Raw genomic sequence first — 22330 nt, 5'->3', positions numbered from 1 at the left:
TCAATCTTACATTTTAGTAAGTTTGTCATTCTATAAGCATATCTATTGCATCAAGACCTATTTTCACTTTAGTACCTTTATCTATGAATGATTCAATATTAATAGTATGTGACAGCTTATTTAAGATCCTTTTGCATAGATAAAGTCCTATACCAGTAGATTTTTTATCACTACGTCCATTAAAACCTGTATAGCCTTTTTCAAATATACGAGGCAGATCTTCCTCTGCTATTCCTATGCCTGTGTCCTCTATTATTAATGTCTGTGGTAATTGATGGTCCATATATATTGAAATTTGTCCTTTATTTGTATACTTAAGGGCATTTGACAATATTTGTTCTATAACAAATACGAGCCATTTTTCATCTGTTAAAATATCTATATGAATTTCTTCATAATTAAGCTTAATTTTTTTGCGTATAAAAGTACTAGAGTATTTTTTTATCGCCTGTTTTATAATACTGTCAAGAGGATACCTTCTAAAAACAAGATCCGAGCTTATACTTTCAATTCGAAGATATTGTAGTACCATTTCTACATATTGTTCGACCTTAAACAATTGATCTAATAGCTCCATATGAAGATTGCTTTTTTCCGATTGCAATAATAATCTCATTGCAGCTATAGGGGTTTTTATTTGATGCGCCCATATCGTATAATAATCGATCATTTCACTATAAGATTTATCCTTTTCATTTACAATGTCTAATCGATTTTTATCAATAATCTGAATGAGTTCCTGATAATCTTTTTCTATCAGTTCTTTCGAAACAGGCAATTTATAATCTGCTATCATTATACCTGTCTTAAGTCTCTTTAAAAAATTATGTTTTTTATAAAAAGATCTAAAATCAACTACGCCGATTATAAAGATAAAAGCACAAATTAAAACAAATGTATAATTTATGGACTCAAATGGTAAGGAATATAAAGCAAATACCATTAAAAAAATTAGATAAGCCCCTGCTAAAGCAAGTATTATATTTCGCTTTGCCCTTATGTAAAAAAATAAAACATCTATATAATCTTTCATTATTTCACCATATATCCAATGCCCTTTTTGGTAATAATAAAATCCTTTAAGGCAATCTCCGAGAGTTTCTTACGTAATCTATTAATATTTACAGTTAATGTATTGTCATCGACAAAATGGTCATTTTCCCATAATCGCTGCATAATTTCCTCACGAGTAACAACTTTACCTAGGTTTTCCATAAGAATCTGAATAATCTTATAATCATTTTTAGTCAGTTCGATTCTTTTATCATCATATGAAACCGTCGTATCGCTAAGATTAAGTATGACCCCATTGTGCTCTATATAGTTAACTTGTCCTTGAAAGGAGTAGGTTCTCCTCATAAGGGCATTAATCTTCGCCGTCAAGACATCTAAATCAAAGGGTTTTGCAATAAAATCGTCTCCACCCATATTCATCGCCATTACGATATTCATTTTATCACTCGCTGAGGAGATAAATATAATAGGTACTTTAGACAATTTTCGTATTTCAGAGCACCAGTAAAATCCATTATAGTAAGGCAACATCACATCTAGTAATATAAGCTGTGGATCAAACTGAATTACTTGTTCTGTTATTTTCTTAAAGTCCTTAATGTATGTAACATTATAATCCCATCTACGGAGATATTCTGCAATGGTTTTTGCTATAGTAATGTCATCTTCTACAATTATGATTTTATACATTTATTGTCCCCCTTTATATAATATAGTTCACTATATATAATCACAATATTTTCATGCTCTATTAATTAACAGTCCATTGACAATATTGATTGAGTATCTCGACAAACTCCTCTAAATATTTACCATCTACCTCATCAAAACGATTTGTAAGTGGGCTATCTATATCGAGTACTCCTATTAATTGATCTCCTTTTATAATTGGTACAACGATTTCCGAATTAGAGGCAGCGTCACAGGCAATATGACCTTCAAACTCGTGTACATCTTTTACGATTACAGTCTTTCTCTCCTGTGCAGATGTGCCACATACTCCTTTGCCCATAGCTATTCGAATACAAGCTAAATTTCCTTGAAAAGGACCAAGAACGAGTTGCCCTTCTTTATATAAATAAAATCCTGCCCAATTGATATCTTCCATACTATGAAATAGAAGAGCAGCAGAATTGGCACAATTAGCAAGCCAATCTTTTTCATTCTTAATAAGTCCTTCTATTTGCTTCAAAATCAGTTCATATTTTTTTGCTTTCTGTTCCATAATCCACCTCATAAGTATATTAATTCTGTTATTTTAATCCTTATTATTTTATCATAAGCAAGATAGTAAGAATATAATAAAATCTCATAGATTAAGATGTGAATGATACCCTAGATAATAATTTATCCTACATTTTATTGTAATGTTCGATTCTTACAATAAATGAGTGAATGTACCCTTCCCCTATGCTAAAATGAGATATATAGAATTATAATTAAATTAGTATAATTATAATCAAGAAAGAGGGATATTATGATTTTTGTTGAAATCAAAGGCTTGACGAAAAAATTTGGTAAGTTTACTGCACTAAATAATATCGATTTAAGCATGGATCCAGGTGAAATATATGGTTTTATTGGTCCAAATGGAGCTGGTAAATCCACAACAATTCGAGTCCTTTTGGGCATGCTTAAACCTACATCTGGTCAAGTTACTATTATGAATAAAGATGCTTGGAAAGACGCTGTTGAAATTCATAAAAGAATCTCCTATGTGCCAGGCGAAGCAAATCTTTGGCCAAATCTGACAGGAGGAGAAGTTATTGACCTGTTTTTAAGTATACGTGGCAATAGTAGCCAGAAAAAGAGAGATGAACTGATTGAGCTCTTTGACTTAGATCCAAGCAAAAAATGTCGGGCTTATTCGAAAGGAAATCGCCAGAAAATCGCACTAATCTCAGCCTTTGCTTCCCAATCAGATTTGTACATATTAGATGAACCTACTTCAGGACTAGACCCTCTTATGGAACGCATATTTCAGGAATGTGTCTTAAACGTCAAAAAACAAGGAAAAAGCGTCCTATTATCTAGCCATATCCTTTCAGAAGTAGAAAAATTATGCGACCGGGTTGCCATTATTCGTGAAGGACAAATTATTGAAAAAGGTACTTTAGATGAAATGCGCCACTTGACGAGAACAAAGGTGACTGTCTCAACTAGGAAAACTCTAGATGGAATAGAAAATATAAAAGGGATTCACAATATAGCACAAAATAGTAACCATTTAGAATTTCAGGCCGATACTGAGGAAATTGGAAAGATCATTTCTTACTTAAGCACATTTGAAATCCTTAAATTAGAATGTTCTCCTCCTACTTTAGAGGATTTGTTTATGCGTCACTATGAAGGCAATCATTCTAGTAAAGGGGATAAGTAACTATGAACGGAACTGGAAAGCTTATCAAGCTTTTGGTACGCCAAAATGCTTTAAAAATTACCATATGGATTATTTCTATAGTAGCTACTACTGTTAGCGTAGCCTTTGCTTATGGCGATGTATATAAAACAAAAGAAGAACTTTACGGCTTTGCTTTGACCATGGATAATCCAGCCATGAAAGCCATGCTAGGCCCTGGATACGATGTTGAAAAGTACAATCTTGGCGCTGCCCTTGCTACTGAGATGCTCCTTTTTACAACTATTGCAGTCATCATTATGAATATCCTCTTTGTCAGTTCAAGCACTCGTAAAGATGAAGAAGAAGGTAGGCTTGAAATGATTCGCGCTTTGCCTACAGGTCGATTATCTTATCTCATGGCTTCTGGAATTAAGATTCTAATGCTTAATCTGCTCCTAAGTATACTTACGGGTATTGGCTTAGGTCTAGTGGGGCTTGAAGGGGGTACATGGGAATCTTCTTTTCTATATGGTGCTATTTTAGGGGCAACAGGCTTATGTTTTGCTGGACTGACGTCTTTCTTTGCCCAACTTTCAGATACTTCTAGAGGAACATCTAGCCTATCTTTTGGTGCACTTATTGTGTTTTATATCTTCCGAGCAATAGGAGATGTCAGCTTAGAAGGGCTTGCCCTTATTTCCCCACTAGGGTGGACTGTTCGAACAGGAGTATTTGTGGATAATGAGTGGTGGCCTGTACTCGCATTAATAGTAACTGGGGTAATATTTGCTGGTTTAGCTTTATACCTAAACATAAAGAGAGATATTAATGTAGGAATACTACCTACTCGCAGTGGTAGACAACGAGCTCCGTGGTATTTAAAAACATCATTAGGCTTAACTTGGAAATTAGAAAGAAATAGTATTATTGTTTGGACTCTCGGGATTTTTCTCATGAGCGCAGCTTTTGGTGCCATACTCGGAGATTTAGAGACTTATTTTTCAGATATGGAATACCTTCAAGCCTTTCTACCTCAGGGTGATGAGACAGATATGACACAGCGTTTTATTACTATGCTCATTCAAATTATGTCTATCTTTACAGCCATACCTGCAGTACTGACGATTTTAAGGCTAAAAAAGGACGAAAAACTAGGGCTTATGGAAAACTTCTACAGTCGCGCCCTTTCTCGAAATAAAGTAATGAGTAATCATACGATTATTGCCTTTTTCTCTACGATCATCATGCAAGGCTCCATTGGATTAGGGCTCTATCTTACTTCCATAGGAGTCATGGAGCAAAACCTTGTATTAGGCAATACTATGGTAGAGGTATTTATCTATTTACCAGCAATTTGGGTCATAATCGGACTAAGCCTTCTATTCGTTGGGACGTGGTCTAAAGGCAGTAGCCTTGTATGGCTATATATTGTTTTTACTTTTATAGTATTATACCTTGGAAATCTCCTAGACTTTCCTCAGTGGCTAAATGATCTATCTACATTTAACCATATACCAGAAATATCTCAAGACCTAATAAACTGGACCCCTGTATACGCTTTAAGTGCGCTAGCTTTATTTTTAGGATTTGTTGGATTTACTGGGTACAATAAGAGAGATATACAGTAAAGCAGTACCACGTTATCTACTATACACATTAAACTTCTATCTCATTATCATTAATACATAAAAACCCACAGCTGATAGTGGGTTCTTCTTTTACTATTTTATCTCATTAGTTGTAATTAAATTATAATTATACATTTATTATAATATTATAAAACAATACCCTTGCATTAAAATATTATAAGTGATACCCTTTAAAGGGATATTCTAAGTTTTTCCATTTGAAAAGTAGGTACACTTACATTACTTTATATGTCGCAGCAATCATCTCCTATGATTGTTTATATAAAAAACACAGCAAGTATGTAACGAAAAGATAATTTGGAGGGAAGAAATTTGAAAGACGATACTGAAAAATTTATTGTTACAATTAGTATCCTGGGATTTATGGGTTTTTTAGCAAATGGAGATAATTATGCAGTGGCTCCATTACTGATCAATATATCCAAAGATTTAAACATTACGATTACCCAAACTGGACTCTCTGTAACATCCTATATGCTTTGTTTTGGAATTTTTACTATTTTTTTTGGTCCTTTAGGCGATCGATTTGGAAAGACTAGGATTATCAATATAGCTGCTTTTGGAACCGCCATATTTAGTATGCTGGGTGCATTATCTTATAATCTACCATCTTTAATCTTTTTCAGGTCTGTCAATGGAGCCTTTGGCGCAGGAATTTTCCCAGTTTCTATTGCTTTTATAGGTGGATGTTGTACAGATAAAAACAGACAAAAATGGATAGCAAAATTCTTTGGGATGATGTTTCTTGGTGGTGCATCTGCCACAGCTATAGGAGGAGCCATCGCTTATTTTGGTTCTTGGCGAGCCGTTTACTTTATTTATGGTTTCCTAGAATTAATTGTTGCCTTTATGATGCTAAAATCTCTAGAAAAAGAGCCTGGTGTCATAAATAAATTGGATATTGTAGGAGTATATAAGAAGGCATTTGCGAATAAGGAATTAGTCAAAGTTATTTGCACCATTTTTTTAGTTGGCTTTAGTGTTTTTGGAACTTTTACTTATTCCGGTCAGTTTATTACGGATCATACAGGATACAATATTTTAACAGTGGGCTTAATCCTAACCGTTTTTGGACTGGGCACCGTTATTGGAGGAAGATTAGCACCGCGACTACGACAAAAATACAATAAGAAATTCGTGCCTGCTGCAGCAATCCTAGGAACTGTTTCTTTAGCTATATTATTCTTTGCCACTACACCGCTACTCTTGTCGATTGGATTATTTGGATTTGGTTACGCCTTTATATCTATTCACTCTACCCTTACGACAATCGCTCAAGGTCTTATGCCTCAATTAAGGGGAACCGTTATGTCTTTGGTATCATTTGGTCTGTTTGGAGGGGGTGCTTTAGGTACCTTTGTAAACGGTATCGTTATACAAAACTCAGAAATTAAATGGACCTATGCTATTGGTGCTATTCTCATGGCCATCGTATTCTTCATGACTTCAAAAGTTGTCGATGTAAGTATTCGTAAAGAAGAAGCGGGAGCATTTCCTGCATAATATCCCTAAGGGGTCGTAGAGTTTATCTTACGGCTTCTTTTTTTTATAATTTTACTTTTCAAATTCACCTAATACTTTAATGGATATTATTACAGTAAATACCATTATATCGCAATTAATATATGTCTTTTCCCCTTAAATTCTTATAATAAACCACTACTAATATTGCGTTTATTCCAATGACAAAGATGATATAGAAAATTATAAAACCAACAAATATTTACTGGATAATATTCCCATATAGAAATTACATATGCCTTTTCCCCTTAAATTCCTGTAATAAGCTACTAAAAATATTGCATTTATTCTCATGACAAAGATGATATAGAAAATTATAAAAATAGCAAATAATGCTAGTATTATTTAATAGTTTATGGTATATTTTAAATGTAGTTTGTGATAATTTTATTAATAAATTAATCACAAATAATTTTTGGGGGTGCACTCATGTTTCAAGAAGAAATTCTTAGTGTAGCAACTGCTGCGAAGAAAAAATGGACCTTTTTAAGAGATAATCCTATGGGCTATTTAATTTCAGCCATGATGTCAGGTATGTTTATAGGATTTGGATCAATTCTTATAGGTTGCGTAGCAGGAATGATGACTGGTATACCTTTTGTAAAACTAATACAAGGATTTAGCTTTTGTGTTGGTTTGAGTCTAGTTATCATCGCGGGAGCAGAATTGTTTACAGGAAATAACTTTGTTATGGCTGTAGGCTCTATTAAAGGTACTGTAACGTGGAAAGAGACAGCAAAAGTTTGGTTAATGTGTTATGTAGGTAATTGGATTGGTTCTATATTAGCGGCTGTGGCATTCTACGCTTCAGGACTTAATTTCGAAGGAATGACAGAAGCTGTTGCAGCTACTGCTTATGCAAAAATGACTATTCCTTTAGGGCAATTATTTATTCGCGCTATTTTCTGTAATATTCTAGTATGTTTAGCTGTATGGAGTGCTACTCGTGCTAAATCAGAGAGTGGCAAGTTAATTATGGTCTTTTGGTGTATATATCCTTTCGTCGCAATGGGCTTCGAGCATAGTGTTGCTAATATGAGCACTTTAACTATGGGACTATTAAACCCAGCTGGTCATGCTATAACCTTATCTGGTTACTTCTACAATCTCTTTTTTGTTACTATAGGTAATATGATTGGTGGTATCGTTTTTGTAGCTCTTCCTTATCTCTCTATAGCTCGTGATACGAAAAAATCAGAAGCTATTGAAAGCAATTAAAATATTGTAAATTTGAAATTATATCACAAATAATACTTAATAGTTTGTTAATAATAGTTTAATATAAAAGTACCAGTGTGAATTTGTAATCGATTCATACTGGTACCTTTGTTATAATTTAATCACAATTCTCTCATCCTAGTTTAAACAGACTAATTGCTATATAGCACTTAGTCTGTTCTCTTATCACCCCAAAAGAATAGATTAACCGTTCCAGGGCCCGTATGACTACCAATGGTCGTTCCAATATTGGATAGTTGAACTTTACCGTTTAATTTTGAAAATTTTTCTTCAATAAGTTGAGCCAACTTTTGTGCATCTTCCAGAGCATCCGCATGTGAAATAAAACATTTTTTGCTATAGTCTAAACCATTTTCAGCATGTTCCGTCATCTGATTTAAAGTCTGATTGATTACTTTTTTCTTTCCTCTGACTTTAAATCGCGGAATGAGACGACCTTCCATATCAATGTTCAAAAGTGGATGGATATTTAGCATATTGCCAACCCATCCTGAAACTTTTGATACTCGACCTCCTCGAACGAGATAAGTCAAATCTGAAACAAAAAACCAATGATGCATATTGAGCTTATATTCTTCAATCCAGCTATACAATTCATCTAAATCCTTACCTTCGTCTCGCAAATCCGCAAGAGTTTCCATGAGTAGACCCAATCCTCCAGATGCGGCAAGTGAATCAACTATGTATAATTTTCGGTCTGGGAATTTCTCTAATAAAGTGTTTTTTGCTATATTAGCAGAACTAATCACTCCTGAAAGACCGCTTGATAGTTCTACATGGAGGATATCTAATCCCTGCTCTAAAAATGGTGTAAAGTACTTCACGAACTCATCTACATTAATCTGTGTCGTCTTTGTCGATGCCCCTTGTCGCATTGCTTCATAGAATTTTACTAGAGGCATAGATTGACCTAAATCATCTACGTATTCTTCATCGTTTAAGAAATAATGATAACAAATATAATGGATATCTCTTTTTTCAAAATGCTCTTTTGGTAAATCTGCAGTCGAGGAACTGCTCAGTATAAAATCCCCCATAATCACTTCTCCCTATTTTATGCTTTTATTATTTATATTAGATAGTTTAGATATCTAGTAATACCAGAACAAATAGCCTTAATTATTTTTACAACTGTGTCCTTTGCAAGAAAAATCCTTTTGCAATTTAATACGATCAAAACTACCATCTATTCCATCATATTGTAGCATTACTCCATCTAATGTTCCTTTCAGTCCTAGAAGGATTTTTATGCATTCATTTGCCTGTAGGCAACCAATCACTCCTGCTGTAACTCCGATAATCGGTAAAGGGGGCTTTAGCTTGATGTTTTCAAAACCAATACATTCTAGGCAAGCTGTTTCTTGTCTAACATTCATGATCCAGCCATAAAACCCTTGTACTCCAGCCTCGACTAATGGAATACCCTGTTTTATGCATTCTCTACCGACGAGTATCCTCGTTTGAATATTATCTACACAATTCACTACAACATTTGCGCTTTGGATGATTTTGCTTGTATTATCTTCATCTAATTTTTCTTTAATCCCAATAATTTCAGTTTCACTATTAAGTGCATGGAGCTGCTCTTTTGCGGACTCAATCTTTAGCCTACCTATATCCCCCTCTCCGTGAAGAAATTGGCGATTTAAGTTGGATTCGCTCACTTCATCATAATCGATAATAATCAATTTACCTATTCCTGCAAGAGTCAAATACGTTAGCACAGGGCTTCCAAGCCCTCCACATCCGATTACTACAACAGTTGATTTACCCAGTTTTTCTTGTCCTTCTTGCCCTATTTCATCCATAATTATTTGACGTTCATATCTCATTCTTCTACCTCCTAAGTGAAGAAGATTGTTATATATCCTCCATATTTTATCCTTTATCTTAGAATACCATCTGTTAATATAATATACTATAGTTTTTTGCTATTTATTAACAATGTCTTAAAGATACACTAAAGGGGTGATTGATTATCACCCCTTTAGTAGTTTATTATTTAATTGTAAACAAATCCTTCTATCTTCGTATTGGCAAAGTATAGATGGAACCACTACATTTGCAGCTTGCTTCAAATATATTATAATTTTATTATAACAAGTCCTTCATTAAAGAATATCTGTTATGTTCAGCCACCTCCTACAGGTGGAAAGATGGCTAGAATATCTCCTTCTTTTATGTAATCATCTAATTTAGCATGTCGTCCATTTATTAGATAGATTGCAACATCCTCATAAGGAATTTGAAGATAGTCAAGCACTTCGTACGCATTTTTATAGGTCTTAGGGTCTAAAAACTGTACTTTTTCTCTCCCTTCTCTAAATGTTGCAAAAAGCCTCACTTCAATCATCTACATTAACCTCCTAACACTTAAAATTAGAAAACATCCCAACAGATGTCTTTCTTCTAAAAGAAAAGTCATCTATTGGGATATAAAATTATTTAATATAGATACTATTTATCTAACCCAAGGCGTGCTAGAGTCTCTTCAGTTGGGAACGCATTTTCCCATCCACGTGCTTCGTAATATTCAGGTAATGTAATGTTTATTTTACTTAACATGCCTTTTGAAGGACCATTTGTAATAGGCTCTTCTGTTAAACGCTTTGGTAATCCATCATCTTCTGACTTCATTCCAGCAGCTTTGTTAAACATACGTTCAATATTATAGATTCTTTCTCCTACAAGAAGAAGTTCTTCTGCAGTATATTCTGTTCCTGTAGCTGCATTTAATAGATTTGCATATTCATCTGCACCTAGTGCAAAAGATGTAAATAAACATAATCCCATAGAATCGATAACAGCGGTTAAATCTTGGAAGATTTTAGTCAAAGCAGCTTTTCCTTCTATTTCTGTACGATCTGCAGGAGCTGGCAGTCCTAAAACTTCTGGAGATATAGTATAAGAACGAACATGGCATCCGCCTCTATTGCTAGTAGCATAACCAATACCAATTCCTTGGATTCCACGAGCATCATAAGCAGGAATCTCTAATTTTTTTACAGTCATAGATAGCTCTGGATGACCATAGTGCTCACATAAAGCCATAGATCCTTGTGCCATTAATTTAGCTAATGGACTTTTTCCTTCTCCGATTCTTCTAGTCCACTCAACAATGGCTTTTGAACTTCCGAAAGCAAGTGGAATGCCATCACATTCTTCTTCTTTAATATAGCCATTATCATAAAGTTCCATAGCAGATGCAATCGTACATGGTGTTGAAATAGCATCTAGACCATACTCGTTACATAGATAGTTTGCTTCATTAATAGCCTCTAAATCATTTACATCACAGTTACTTCCATATGCCCATAATGGTTCATACTCTGGTCCGCCAGTTATTTTACCCTTTAGATCAATAACTCGACCACAACCGATAGGGCATCTATGGCAAAATCCTTGTTTAACAAGGTGATTGTCTTTTAGTGTTTCACCAGATATGTCATCAGCTTTATCATAATAAGATTCTTGCCAGTTTCGAGTTGGAAGGGATCCTGTGCTATTAATAATATTAACTAATACTGCTGTACCAAAAGATGGAAGTCCACCACTTGTTACACCGTTTTCTTTAATTTTTGCGAGACAAGCTTTAGTAGCTTCTTTTAATTTGTCAGCATCATTTGGTTCAATAACTGTTTTCGTAGCTGTAACTGTAATGGCCTTTAAGTTCTTAGATCCCATAACAGCACCTACGCCACTTCTACCTGCAGCACGGTGTTTGTCGTTCATAATTGCTGCCATTAGAGACAGATTCTCTCCAGCAGGTCCAATATTAAGTACAGAACACTTAGGATAAACTTCTTTTAATAAATCATCTACTTCTTCACTTAGTTTTCCCATGTATTGGTCTGCAGGAAGGATTTCAATTTTTTCATCTTCAATATTTATGTACACAGGTTTATCCGATTTGCCTTCAACGATAAGCGCATCCCATCCTGCGTATTTTAATTTTGCGCCCCAAACACCACCAGAGTTTGAACTGGCAATAAAATTATTTAGTGGTGACTTTGTAACAACCATGTATCTACCTGCCGTAGGTGAGGATGTACCTGTCATTGGTCCAGGAATATAGACAAGTTTATTTTGCTCTGATAAAGGATCAACAGTAGCTATTCCTTCATCATAAATGATTTTTGTTCCTAGGCCTCTTCCGCCAATGAATTTTTTTGCTAGGTCAAAGTCAAGTTCTTCCGTTTGAATTACTCCTGTAGAAAGATTAATTCTCGCTAGTTTACCATTGTAAGCAGTTTTCATTAAAAAAAACCTCCTTATATTTATCACGCATTCTATGCCTGCGTGTATTGTTAACGATTAACAATTCAAGCTACATAGAATCCTTTCCAAACACGGGAGGCATTAATTAAACGGTTAATACCCAATGGTTATATTTCCTGCTAATATAACTCGGATTCTTTATTTATACTTTTATTATAATATACAATTCATATTTTTTCAACAATACATAATAATAGTTTTATGCTCTAGAAATCTACTTCTTTTCCTTCGTAAGCATATTCAAACAATTTTTTCATTTCTGCAACAGATATTTCTCTAGGATTGGTTCCTGTACAAGGATCTCCTACAGCTAATTCTGCAACTTCGTCTATGTTTGATTTGAATTTTTCTTCTGTTACACCAAATTCTTTTAGAGATCCTGGCATTCCCATTGAAGCTCTTAAATCTTTAACTGCTTGAACTAATGCTGCAACTAATTCATCTGTTGTTTCACCTTTTAATCCAAGTCTCTTCGCTAAGTCTGCATAGTCTGCTGCTGCTACTTTAGCATTAAACTGAATAACATATGGTAAATAGATTGCGTTTGAACGACCATGTGCTATACCATAATGATGTGAAGATTTATGAGCCATTGAGTGAACGATTCCAAGAATAGCATTAGAGAAAGACATACCTGCCATCATTTGAGCAACGTGCATTTCACCTCTTGCTTCCATATCGCCTTCAAAAGATTTATGTAAGTTGTCAAAAATCATTTCTGTCGATTTGATTGTTAACCCATCAGAAATAGGATTTTTTGCAGTTGCTACATATGCTTCAAAATTATGTGTTAAAGCATCCATTCCAGTATCAGCTACAAGTGTTTTAGATAAGCCTTTAACCAGATTTGTGTCAGCGATTGCAATATCTGGAGTTAAATTGTAGTCTGCAAGAGGATATTTAAAGCTTGTTTCATCATCTGTTATTACTGAGAATGAAGTAACTTCTGTACCAGTACCACTTGTAGTTGCTATAGCAATAAATTGTGCCTTTTGTCTTAATGGTGGTAGTGAGAATGGTTTTGTAGCTTCTTCCAAAGTCATTTCTGGATATTCATAGAACAACCACATAGCTTTTGCAGCGTCTATTGGTGAGCCGCCACCAATGGCAACGATTACGTCAGGTTGGAATTTTTTCATTGCTTCAGCGCCACGTTTAACAGTATTGATTCCAGGATCAGCTTCAACGCCATAGAATAATTCTGTTTCGATATTGGCTTCTTTTAATAAACTTTCGATTTTAGGAATAGTTCCGTCTTTAATTAATCTTTCCGAACCGAAAACCAATATTGCCTTTTTACCTTTAACATCTTTTAAATGATCGATCGCATTTTCACCATAATAAATATCTCTTGGTACAGTAAATCTTAGCATAATAATTTCCTCCTAATTTATAATTATTTTGATTCTTCTTAATTGTAAGATAATTATCAAACTTCCGCAAGTACTTACTTTTAAGTAGTCTAGTTACTTAAATCACTGAATTGAAAAAAATTTAATCAGATTTTATACTTTAATCCCTTACAGGTCAAGAATTTGCGTGTTCTTTAAGACTCAAAAAAACTGTTAAATTGTCAAATGATATTATATAAATATTTTTTTTATAATCAATATTTAATATAATATGTGAATGAAATCGATTTATGATAATATTTAATTTAACAATCATTAAAATATAAATGTTTAAACCACCTTGAGCTGAGACTTTGTGCAAAAAAGAATCCAAGCCTTTTGACTTGGACTTTTTTTAATTTTCGATCTTTTCATATTCTACTGATCTATACAATTCTATTCTATCCTCTAAAGTTGGATGAGTGTGATACCATATTTTATAGATATTAGACGGGCGTGGTAAACCTAGACTTGTTTTTGTTAATTTTTCCATGGCACTGACCGCAGATTCCCTATCCTCTGTTAGTGAAATTTCATATCGATCCGCCTCAATTTCCATACTACGAGATAGGTAGCTAGAAATAGGATTAGATAAAAATGAAAACAGATTGAGCATTATAATCAACAAAGGAATGGATGCATAAGTACATAAGTCTTTGAAGCCAAAAGCACCATTGGATAATTTAAGAATGCATGTTGACAAACGGTATACTAAGTAAATAATCAAGAATATGCTAATGGAACTAATAATAATGCTCTTGCCTATATGACCTTTTTCATAATGTCCAATCTCATGAGCAGTAATGCTTAATACCTCATCTTCCTCTAAATTATTAATCGTTGTATCCCACAGGACAATCCTTTTAGAATCGAAAATACCTGTCATATAGGCATTCATAGTTTTTGTATCTTTGCTCTTATCTACTTTATAGATCCCAGCATCTTCTATACCTGCTTTTGAGAGCAATCCTTCAATTTCTTGACCAAGCTTCTCATCTTCAATTGAGGTATATTCATTAAAAATCGGATCAATCACTAGGGGTGAAATAAAGGTAATAAAAATTATTATCGGTATAATAATCAGAGCTATTTTAAACCACCAAGTCTTAGGATGTTTATAAATAATAAGGTATGGAATCCATAAAAATAGCGAAATAATCAAATCATTAATTAAAAATTCTTTTATATTTATTTCAAGCCACCTAAAAAAACTCTGATCGCTTAGTCCGTATTTATGAGGTAAGATATAAGATGAATAAAAATCTAGTGGCAAACTAATAAGAAATATCAGACTAAAAAATATCATTCCATAAAGAATACCTGATTGAAACACCCCCTTCCTATTTCCTGCTAAAGTGCTTATCCTCTGTGAAAAACCTGAAGTTAAGAAAAGCAAAGGGATTATAAAGGTAAGTAGTAATCGAACTCCCCAAACCTTTAAATTATCCTTTCGAAAAGAGTAAGCTTCCTCTTGTAACTGTGGATATTCTACCCTAAGGTCATTCATATTATTTATTTCAGCAAAATAAACCACCATTATAAAAAGTATTAATAATGCAAAAAACAACACCATCGCCCTCTGTAACTTTTTGTTCACTCCATCACCTTCCTATCTATAAATTCTTATAACAGGATAAAAATCAATTATACAGAGACTTAAATATTGTCTCCTAAATCTTTATATATGATTTATAACTTTATATTATTACCAAAATTAATTGTATCCTAAAAAGGAATCCAAGATTATCTTCTTGGATTCCTTTTTCACTTACTTTAAGATTAAAGCTTGATTAACTATTCATTACCTTTGACCTTAACTCCTGCCCCAGTCACCCTAGGGCGCAGCGAAGGATCTTGACCTAAAAGGAATGCAATATGCTGATGACTGACAGCTGGTAGCTAGAGTGTCGCAGACACTCATTTCCTGTTTTTAATATAATCAATAAAAGCATCCGCCTGTTTAAACAAATAGGAAGAGCTTGCTGTTAGTTCAAGTTTTCCATCCTCATTAACCTGTTCCATTCCATGGGCAATACTAAGGCGAGGACGATTCATTACGTCCATATTCGTAAAGCTTAATAAAGTCACTAAATGATCTTGGGCAACTAAAGTACCTGAGAGACCTGGTGTTATTCCACTGATTGCCGCTGGTTTTCTACTTAGGACATGTCCTTCTACTTCGCTAAATGGTCTAGACAGCCAATCAATTGTATTTTTTAGTACACCTGAGAAAAAGTGATTGTATTCAGGTGCAAAAAACCATACCCCATCTGCTACCTTTACTTTTTCTCTTATTCTCTGGACTTCTTCTGGCGCCGGATACTCTATATCCTGATTGAAAAATGGAACACCGCTAATGTTAAGGATTTCAAAATTCGCTTTGCCCTCTACATAACTCTGTGCTATTTTAGCAAGCTGAAGGTTTAAGGAGTCCTTTCTCAAAGAACCTACTATGGCCACAATATTAATCTTATCCATTTACAATTCTCCTTTACAATATGATTAGAATATTTCACTATAGCTATTTTACCATAATGATGTAGTATCTTTGTATTGTAAAACAGTTAATAATCCTCTGATGTAAGATATGTATTAATTTTAATCTTGATATGTCTAAATATAAAGTTCCATATTTTTCACGAAACTATTTAGAAAGAAATTTCTAAGCTTTATTACAAAATTAGCTTCTATTTCTTCCTCAATGTTTGTTTATAAAAGAATCAAATATAACACAAAAAACGCGCAAAAGCTTTTAATATACTAGATAATGTTATAAGATGGTAATAATATCTTAATTATCAGTTCGAAAGTTGGTGTGTAAAATATGAATTCTGATGTTTCTGATAAAATGAAGAAATCCAACCCTATTATATATAATCAACTCTCTGATTATAAATTTGCTATAATCAGCTTTCTTGTTTCTGGATTAATTTTTTATTCTGTTCGATTTTTAGAAAAATACATATATCAAGTTTTTGGAACGAACCAATATCTAATTTTTCATACGATAGTTGAATTTGCAAGCATTATCATGTGTGTAGCTAGTTTTCTTGTGGTTTACTATGTTGGAGATCGAGATAAAAGGCTCAGAATAAAGGTATTAGCAGGAGTATTACTCCTTGTAGGGTGTATAGACTTTTGGCACACCTTTTCTTACAATGGAATGCCTGGTTTATTAGTACCAAGTTCTGTACAAGGAGCTACTACATATTGGATTATTGGACGATTTATATTAGCAGGAGGAATACTACTTTGTAGTTTCATCTCAATAGATGTAAACGTGCATTCTATACGTAAAAGCATTCTTGTAGGTTTACCTTTATTTCTATCACTTTTTATTCTTTATATTCTAAGTTACTATCCTACCGTATTACCTCCCCTCTTCATCGAGGGCGAAGGGCTTACTCCTTTAAAAAATTGGTTAGAATATGTAATTATTTTAATGATGTTTATCGCCTTTATTAAATTTCTTATAGAATATGGAAAAAGCAAACGCAATACACTTGCCTATATGATTGTAGCCCTAATTGTAAGTATGTTTTCTGAACTTGCTTTTACAAATTATGGTAATGTTTACGATACTTATAATCTTTTAGGTCATGTCTATAAATTAATTGCATCTTATATGATTTTTAGGTTACTGTTTATCTTCAATATTAATTATCCCTATGAAGAGCTGGATAAAGCAGAAAAAGAGATTAGCAAATACGCAAACAACTTAGAAGTATTAGTACGGCACAGGACAGAAGAAGTTGAAATTGCAAATGAACAATTGTTACAAGATCTTGAATACGCAAAAAGCATACAAAAGGCTATAATGCCTATAAAACATGAGAATTTTGATAATGTGGAAGTATATAGTGAGTATATTGCCTTTGAAAAAGTGGGCGGGGATTTTTATGGATTCGAAAATTTAGGTAGCGATCAGTTATCTTTTTACATTGGAGATGTAGCAGGGCATGGCGTACCAGCTGCAATGATGACCATTTTTTTAAAGCAAACCCTTGTAATGTCTAATTATCATAATAGTACAAAAGAGTTTTTTCATCCAAAAGAAGTTATTCAAAATCTTTACAGAGAGTATAATGATACAGATTTTCCTTTAGAAATGTATGCGGTGATGCTATACGGAATATTTAATAAAAAAAACAACGAGATGATTTTTTCTTCTGGTGGGCTCAATACCTTCCCATTGATTTATGAAGGTGAGGGAAATGTAAGAGTTGTAGAGCACACTGGCTTTCCCATTTGCAAATTTGGAGAAGAATTTTGTAATTCCTTTAATGAATATACCGTACAATTATATAAAGGGAACAAAGTGCTTTTTTATACAGACGGATTAATCGAAATTACAAATATTCACGGAGAAGACTTTAGTGAAGCTCGATTAGTAAAAGTAATGAGCGAATATGGTCATTTATCACCTAAGGAATTGTCTTACAAGATTACGAAAGAAATTAAAAGATTTTCTAATGGCGTAAAGCCAAAAGATGACATACATTACTTTATTGTAGAGTTACATTAATGATTAAACACATCATCTCTTGTCCTATACTTAAATATCCACAATTTGCTAAGTACTACAGAAAAATTTTCTTTAATAGCCTATTAAAGAGGCTTGGAATACAAAATGTATATATTTGTAATATTATACTTTTCATAACATTAGAATTGACATATATCAAGCAATACCTTACAATTATTAATGTGATAGTCCGCATTTCCGATAAATGTACGTACAACAAAATGTCATGTGGAGTGCTTTTTTATTATCTTCTTAATTATATATTGCTTTAATTTATTCACATTCACCGACATACTGGTATAAAGACTTTATGACTTTTTGTACGCAAATTATGTTACTGGAAAGAAGTGAAGAGAATGCAGTCTGAATTACAATATGGCAGTAATGCTGGCAACCGTTATGATTTTAAAATTACGCAAAAAGTATTAGCTGGCAAATGGAAAAATATTTTAATATGGAATATACACTTACATAAGAATATTCGATTTAATAAGTTTAAAAAGTTTATACCTGATATAACTACAAAAATGCTGAGTCAAGAGTTAAAGTTCCTTTGTGACCACGATATTGTAGAAAAAACGATTTATAATTATGTACCGCCAATGGTTGTATATTCTCTCACTGAAAGAGGAAAAAGCTTGGTGCCCATACTTGTAGCAATGAATCAGTGGGGAATACATAATAAAGACATATTAGAAAATAAAAAGGAATCTTGAGAATAAGATTCCTTAATTGATTGAAAATCTGAACTTCCCTAGTTATAAAATAAAGCTACAGAACATCTAGATTCTGTAGCTTTTACTTTTAATTTATGCTTAGAAATCTACTTCTTTTCCTTCGTAAGCATACTCAAACAATTTTTTCATTTCTGCTACAGATAATTCTCTAGGATTAGTTCCTGTGCAAGGATCTCCTACAGCTAATTCTGCAACTTCGTCTATATTAGATCTGAATTTTTCTTCTGTCACGCCAAATTCTTTTAGAGATGCTGGCATACCCATTGAAGCTCTTAGATCTTTAACTGCTTGAACTAGCGCTGCAACTAATTCATCTGTTGTTTCACCTTTTAATCCAAGTCTCTTCGCTAAATCAGCATAGTCCGCTGCCGCTACTTTAGCATTAAATTGGATAACATATGGTAAATAGATCGCATTTGAACGACCATGTGCTATACCATAGTGATGTGAAGATTTGTGAGCCATTGAGTGAACAATTCCTAGAATAGCATTAGAGAAAGACATACCTGCCATTAATTGAGCAACGTGCATTTCACCTCTTGCTTCCATATCGCCTTTAAATGAATTGTATAAAGTATCAAAAATCATTTCTGTTGATTTAATTGATAAGCCATCAGAAATAGGATTTTTTGCAGTTGCTACATATGCTTCAAGATTATGTGTTAAAGCATCCATTCCAGTATCAGCAACAAGTGTTGGAGTCAAGTTTTTAACAAGATTTGTATCAGCAATTGCAAGATCTGGTGTTAAATTATAGTCTGCAAGAGGATATTTAAAGTTTGTTTCATCATCTGTTATTACAGAGAATGAAGTAGCTTCTGTACCAGTACCACTTGTAGTTGATACAGCAATAAATTGTGCCTTTTGTCTTAATGGAGGTAATGAGAATGGTTTTGTAGCTTCTTCCATAGTCATCTCAGGATATTCATAGAACAACCACATAGCTTTTGCAGCATCTATTGGTGAGCCACCGCCAATGGCAACGATTATGTCAGGTTGGAATTTTTTCATTGCTTCAGCGCCTCGTCTAACAGTGTTGATTCCAGGATCGCTTTCTACTCCATAGAATAATTCCGTTTCGATGTTAGCTTCTTTTAATAAATCTTGGATTTTAGGAATAGTACCATCTTTAATAATTCTTTCTGAACCGAAAATCAATATTGCCTTGTTTCCCTTAACATTTTTCAAATGATCGATCGCATTTTCACCATAGTAAATGTCTCTTGGTACAGTAAATCTTAACATAGTTCATTCCTCCCAAATTATAATTTAATACCATTTTTCTATATTGTAAGATAATTATCAAACGTGCGCAAGTACGCACTTTAAAGTAGTATAGTTACTAATAGGTAATTATTGGAATTATTTTCAGAATGAGGTAAATGTAGTAAGTACCGATAAGATAGATATAATAAGAGCCCATAGCAGATTTCCTATCGCTATGGGCTTTGTTTCTAATTTAATTAATTTAAAAACTAAAATCAAATTTTTACTCTATATGAATGCTTATCTCTTTGCCCTTCATATATCCTTCTAATTCGCTTACTACTCCAAGCACTGCATTAGACAATATATTCTGCACAAAAGGTACCATTTTGATGTCTTTGCCACCTATTTGCAGCTTTACTTTAGTGTTTTCTAATACACATTCTTCTCTTTTGGCTTTTCCCTTTAATATCATAGAGCCTAATTCACGGCAACTATAACCACATTCATTGCAACACTCCTCAGGAAATGCAGGAAGTTTATCATAAACTTTCTCTTCAATAAGATCAACTAATTTTTCTATATTTTCCATGGAGTTAATAGCTGGTAAACCCTGCAATTCATCTATTGTATTAGATATTCTTCCTGATATAGCAAATACAAGATCATCCATTCTTTCTAGTACTTCTTCCTCGTTATGAGCAGATATAATCTTTGGCACATCATAGTCATCCACACCTTCTAATACTACAAAATCATGATTATAAAAGCTTAAGATGTGATCTATGTCTAGTTTGTTTTGAAAGAGTATGTCTGTTTCATGATAGCCTCTAGCAGTTACTAATTGAGATCCTGCGTTTTTATGTCTATGGGTATTTGTACCCTCTGTATCTATAGCAAATTGTTCAAAATGTATTTCCTTCACTGAACCTACAGAATATCTTCTTTTTCTCAACTCTCTAATTATATTCTCTATGGTGGTGGTTTTACCTGACTGGGTGATTCCTGCTACAGAAAAAACCTTCATTTAATTCCCTCCAATATAAAAATAAAATATGATATAAGTAATAGTAAAAATAGTACTCATGATTATTATTAAATAATCCACTCCCGACATTTTTAAAGTTAAATAGCTCGTACGATTATCATAAGCTCTAAAACCTCTCATCTCTATAGCTATGGATAATTTCTCTGCTTTTGATATTGTAGCCACTAGTATAGGTGTAAATATATAAGAATACATACTTATCCTTTTGCTTATGGGAATTTGATTGATTTCTATTCCCCTTAATTGAATTGCAGTTAAAGAATCTTTGATTTCCTCCCCCAATATGGGCAAAAATCGCGTTCCTATTGCTACCATAAAGGCTATGTCATAAGGTAACCCCCATTGTACAAATCCCTGTATAAGCTCCCTGGAGCTTGATGTGGTGATTATGGTAGCGGAAAATATAATAATCATCATTCGCAAGATAAATTGTAAGCCTTTTTCCAAGCCACTGGTACTTAAAATAGTAAAATCTCTAATAGCAAGAATTGCTTCTCCTTCAGGTGAGAATATACTTTGTATGATTGCTAGAGCTATTATAGCGTACAATAAGCCTTTTACTTTCTTTATACTTCTCTTTAAATCAATTTGAAAAAACGTCCCAATAATAATCGTTATTAGTAAAATTATAGTCAGTTCTATGATATTCTTGATTAAAAGACCTAAGGTAGAAATACATAAGATAATAATCAACTTTGTCCTGGGATCAAATTTAATTTCTTTGGTCATCAATGATTTCCCCTCTGTGGATTTTTATCACTCGTTGAGAAAGTTCCTCTATAATAAATTGGTCATGGCTTATAACGGTCATGCCGATTCCTTCTTCTCTTAATTGATTTAATTGATTCAGTAATTCTCGTTTTCTTTCTATGTCTAGTCCAGTAGTTGGTTCATCTAATATTAAATACTCTGGTTTATTAATTAAGATTGTAGCAATAGCAAGCCTTTGTTTTTCTCCTTGACTTAATAACAAAGGGGACGATTTTCTCAAATGATTCAATTCAAATATCTCTATTAATTCGTCAATTTGTTGTTGTATACTTAGTTCATTTACATCTTTAAATTTAAGAATAAAACCTAATTCTTCTTCTAAAGTATTCGTAAAAAAGTGTTTTTCTGGATTTTGAAAAAGATATCCTATTTTTGATCCAACTAGAGCTAAAGACATTTGAGAAACGTCTTCATCTAGAATATAAACGCCTCCTATAGTAGGCTTTAAAATACCCATCATCAATTTACCTAAAGTGGTTTTGCCGCTACCATTGGATCCTACTATGGATGTAACTTCATCTTTGCTGATCTTTAGATTTAACCTTTTTATTATAGTCTTGTTACTTGTATAGCCAAAGGATAGCTCCTTTAGTTCTATGAAGTTCAATCT

General features: G+C 33.3%; 20 protein-coding genes and 1 riboswitch. Of the genes, 6 read left to right on the top strand and 14 right to left on the bottom strand.

Features of this window, described 5'->3' with window-relative positions; genetic code table 11:
• Nucleotides 1-25: 25 nt before the first annotated feature.
• The 3 genes from DES36_RS12155 to DES36_RS12145 all read right to left on the bottom strand — a co-directional run bounded on the left by DES36_RS12155 (nucleotide 26) and on the right by DES36_RS12145 (nucleotide 2239).
• Nucleotides 26-1033 (bottom strand): sensor histidine kinase, encoded by a 1008-nt coding sequence (locus DES36_RS12155; RefSeq protein ID WP_113921481.1) that lies wholly within the window; start codon nucleotides 1031-1033, stop codon nucleotides 26-28.
• Nucleotides 1033-1704 (bottom strand): response regulator transcription factor, encoded by a 672-nt coding sequence (locus tag DES36_RS12150; protein WP_113921480.1) that lies wholly within the window; start codon nucleotides 1702-1704, stop codon nucleotides 1033-1035. Before DES36_RS12150 ends, DES36_RS12155 begins: the two co-directional genes overlap by 1 nt.
• A gap of 61 nt (nucleotides 1705-1765) precedes the next feature.
• A complete protein-coding gene (locus DES36_RS12145) occupies nucleotides 1766-2239 on the bottom strand; it encodes a GAF domain-containing protein (protein WP_113921479.1) in 474 nt (157 codons plus the stop codon).
• Nucleotides 2240-2491: 252 nt separating this feature from the next.
• On the opposite strand from DES36_RS12145, the gene DES36_RS12140 reads away from it, so the two are divergent.
• The 4 genes from DES36_RS12140 (at nucleotide 2492) to DES36_RS12125 (ending at nucleotide 7743) form a co-directional block, all read left to right on the top strand.
• Nucleotides 2492-3394: an ABC transporter ATP-binding protein gene (locus DES36_RS12140; RefSeq protein ID WP_113921478.1), complete on the top strand. Its 903-nt coding sequence runs from the start codon at nucleotides 2492-2494 to the stop codon at nucleotides 3392-3394.
• A 2-nt stretch (nucleotides 3395-3396) separates the two neighbouring features.
• Nucleotides 3397-4983: an ABC transporter permease gene (locus DES36_RS12135; protein WP_113921477.1), complete on the top strand. Its 1587-nt coding sequence runs from the start codon at nucleotides 3397-3399 to the stop codon at nucleotides 4981-4983.
• 333 nt (nucleotides 4984-5316) lie between these two features.
• Nucleotides 5317-6507, top strand: a complete 1191-nt coding sequence (locus tag DES36_RS12130; RefSeq protein WP_113921476.1) for an MFS transporter — start codon at nucleotides 5317-5319, stop codon at nucleotides 6505-6507.
• Between the two features lie 447 nt (nucleotides 6508-6954).
• The gene (locus tag DES36_RS12125; protein WP_113921475.1) at nucleotides 6955-7743 is read left to right on the top strand and encodes a formate/nitrite transporter family protein; all 789 of its coding nucleotides are present in this window, start codon (nucleotides 6955-6957) and stop codon (nucleotides 7741-7743) included.
• Between the two features lie 170 nt (nucleotides 7744-7913).
• Here the strand turns inward: DES36_RS12125 and DES36_RS12120 are convergent, their stop codons facing one another.
• The 7 genes from DES36_RS12120 to DES36_RS12090 all read right to left on the bottom strand — a co-directional run bounded on the left by DES36_RS12120 (nucleotide 7914) and on the right by DES36_RS12090 (nucleotide 15911).
• A complete protein-coding gene (locus tag DES36_RS12120; protein WP_113921474.1) occupies nucleotides 7914-8801 on the bottom strand; it encodes a DegV family protein in 888 nt (295 codons plus the stop codon).
• Between the two features lie 78 nt (nucleotides 8802-8879).
• Nucleotides 8880-9596 (bottom strand): HesA/MoeB/ThiF family protein, encoded by a 717-nt coding sequence (locus tag DES36_RS12115; RefSeq protein ID WP_113921473.1) that lies wholly within the window; start codon nucleotides 9594-9596, stop codon nucleotides 8880-8882.
• 299 nt (nucleotides 9597-9895) lie between these two features.
• Nucleotides 9896-10117, bottom strand: a complete 222-nt coding sequence (locus DES36_RS12110; protein WP_113921472.1) for a MoaD/ThiS family protein — start codon at nucleotides 10115-10117, stop codon at nucleotides 9896-9898.
• Between the two features lie 104 nt (nucleotides 10118-10221).
• A complete protein-coding gene (locus tag DES36_RS12105) occupies nucleotides 10222-12021 on the bottom strand; it encodes an aldehyde ferredoxin oxidoreductase family protein (RefSeq protein WP_113921471.1) in 1800 nt (599 codons plus the stop codon).
• A 63-nt stretch (nucleotides 12022-12084) separates the two neighbouring features.
• Nucleotides 12085-12189: riboswitch (molybdenum cofactor riboswitch) on the bottom strand.
• A 59-nt stretch (nucleotides 12190-12248) separates the two neighbouring features.
• Nucleotides 12249-13415, bottom strand: a complete 1167-nt coding sequence (locus tag DES36_RS12100) for an iron-containing alcohol dehydrogenase (protein WP_113921470.1) — start codon at nucleotides 13413-13415, stop codon at nucleotides 12249-12251.
• A gap of 373 nt (nucleotides 13416-13788) precedes the next feature.
• Nucleotides 13789-15030 (bottom strand): M48 family metallopeptidase, encoded by a 1242-nt coding sequence (locus DES36_RS12095; protein WP_113921469.1) that lies wholly within the window; start codon nucleotides 15028-15030, stop codon nucleotides 13789-13791.
• 320 nt (nucleotides 15031-15350) lie between these two features.
• Nucleotides 15351-15911 carry an NADPH-dependent FMN reductase gene (locus tag DES36_RS12090; RefSeq protein ID WP_113921468.1) on the bottom strand — a complete coding sequence of 187 codons (561 nt, stop codon included), beginning with the start codon at nucleotides 15909-15911 and terminating at the stop codon, nucleotides 15351-15353.
• 346 nt (nucleotides 15912-16257) lie between these two features.
• Here DES36_RS12090 and DES36_RS12085 point away from each other — a divergent pair, with 346 nt between their 5' ends.
• Entirely contained in the window at nucleotides 16258-17958 is a 1701-nt protein-coding gene (locus DES36_RS12085; RefSeq protein ID WP_113921467.1) for an MASE3 domain-containing protein, read from the top strand.
• Nucleotides 17959-18314: 356 nt separating this feature from the next.
• The gene (locus DES36_RS12080; protein ID WP_113921466.1) at nucleotides 18315-18674 is read left to right on the top strand and encodes a winged helix-turn-helix transcriptional regulator; all 360 of its coding nucleotides are present in this window, start codon (nucleotides 18315-18317) and stop codon (nucleotides 18672-18674) included.
• Between the two features lie 99 nt (nucleotides 18675-18773).
• Here the strand turns inward: DES36_RS12080 and DES36_RS12075 are convergent, their stop codons facing one another.
• The 4 genes from DES36_RS12075 to DES36_RS12060 form a co-directional block, all read right to left on the bottom strand.
• Nucleotides 18774-19940, bottom strand: coding sequence for an iron-containing alcohol dehydrogenase (locus DES36_RS12075; protein ID WP_113921465.1), 1167 nt, complete (start codon nucleotides 19938-19940; stop codon nucleotides 18774-18776).
• Nucleotides 19941-20184: 244 nt separating this feature from the next.
• Entirely contained in the window at nucleotides 20185-20928 is a 744-nt protein-coding gene (gene mobB / locus DES36_RS12070) for a molybdopterin-guanine dinucleotide biosynthesis protein B (RefSeq protein WP_113921464.1), read from the bottom strand.
• Nucleotides 20929-21678, bottom strand: coding sequence for an energy-coupling factor transporter transmembrane component T family protein (locus DES36_RS12065; RefSeq protein WP_113921463.1), 750 nt, complete (start codon nucleotides 21676-21678; stop codon nucleotides 20929-20931). It abuts the gene before it with no gap.
• Entirely contained in the window at nucleotides 21662-22327 is a 666-nt protein-coding gene (locus DES36_RS12060; protein WP_207657463.1) for an energy-coupling factor ABC transporter ATP-binding protein, read from the bottom strand. Before DES36_RS12060 ends, DES36_RS12065 begins: the two co-directional genes overlap by 17 nt.
• Between the last annotated feature and the right edge of the window lie 3 nt (nucleotides 22328-22330).

Origin of the sequence: Alkalibaculum bacchi (assembly GCF_003317055.1) — a bacterium.
Taxonomy (GTDB): domain Bacteria; phylum Bacillota; class Clostridia; order Eubacteriales; family Alkalibacteraceae; genus Alkalibaculum; species Alkalibaculum bacchi.
This window is presented reverse-complemented; position numbering and strand designations above follow the sequence as displayed.

What these genes read in the sequence shown, in the direction of transcription:
- DES36_RS12155 (WP_113921481.1), bottom strand. Translation starts at nt 1,033, where the DNA reads ATGAAAGATTATATAGATGTTTTATTTTTTTACATAAGGGCAAAGCGA.
- DES36_RS12150 (WP_113921480.1), bottom strand. Translation starts at nt 1,704, where the DNA reads ATGTATAAAATCATAATTGTAGAAGATGACATTACTATAGCAAAAACC.
- DES36_RS12145 (WP_113921479.1), bottom strand. Translation starts at nt 2,239, where the DNA reads ATGGAACAGAAAGCAAAAAAATATGAACTGATTTTGAAGCAAATAGAA.
- DES36_RS12140 (WP_113921478.1), top strand. Translation starts at nt 2,492, where the DNA reads ATGATTTTTGTTGAAATCAAAGGCTTGACGAAAAAATTTGGTAAGTTT.
- DES36_RS12135 (WP_113921477.1), top strand. Translation starts at nt 3,397, where the DNA reads ATGAACGGAACTGGAAAGCTTATCAAGCTTTTGGTACGCCAAAATGCT.
- DES36_RS12125 (WP_113921475.1), top strand. Translation starts at nt 6,955, where the DNA reads ATGTTTCAAGAAGAAATTCTTAGTGTAGCAACTGCTGCGAAGAAAAAA.
- DES36_RS12120 (WP_113921474.1), bottom strand. Translation starts at nt 8,801, where the DNA reads ATGGGGGATTTTATACTGAGCAGTTCCTCGACTGCAGATTTACCAAAA.
- DES36_RS12115 (WP_113921473.1), bottom strand. Translation starts at nt 9,596, where the DNA reads ATGAGATATGAACGTCAAATAATTATGGATGAAATAGGGCAAGAAGGA.
- DES36_RS12110 (WP_113921472.1), bottom strand. Translation starts at nt 10,117, where the DNA reads ATGATTGAAGTGAGGCTTTTTGCAACATTTAGAGAAGGGAGAGAAAAA.
- DES36_RS12105 (WP_113921471.1), bottom strand. Translation starts at nt 12,021, where the DNA reads ATGAAAACTGCTTACAATGGTAAACTAGCGAGAATTAATCTTTCTACA.
- DES36_RS12100 (WP_113921470.1), bottom strand. Translation starts at nt 13,415, where the DNA reads ATGCTAAGATTTACTGTACCAAGAGATATTTATTATGGTGAAAATGCG.
- DES36_RS12090 (WP_113921468.1), bottom strand. Translation starts at nt 15,911, where the DNA reads ATGGATAAGATTAATATTGTGGCCATAGTAGGTTCTTTGAGAAAGGAC.
- DES36_RS12085 (WP_113921467.1), top strand. Translation starts at nt 16,258, where the DNA reads ATGAATTCTGATGTTTCTGATAAAATGAAGAAATCCAACCCTATTATA.
- DES36_RS12080 (WP_113921466.1), top strand. Translation starts at nt 18,315, where the DNA reads ATGCAGTCTGAATTACAATATGGCAGTAATGCTGGCAACCGTTATGAT.
- DES36_RS12075 (WP_113921465.1), bottom strand. Translation starts at nt 19,940, where the DNA reads ATGTTAAGATTTACTGTACCAAGAGACATTTACTATGGTGAAAATGCG.
- mobB (WP_113921464.1), bottom strand. Translation starts at nt 20,928, where the DNA reads ATGAAGGTTTTTTCTGTAGCAGGAATCACCCAGTCAGGTAAAACCACC.
- DES36_RS12065 (WP_113921463.1), bottom strand. Translation starts at nt 21,678, where the DNA reads ATGACCAAAGAAATTAAATTTGATCCCAGGACAAAGTTGATTATTATC.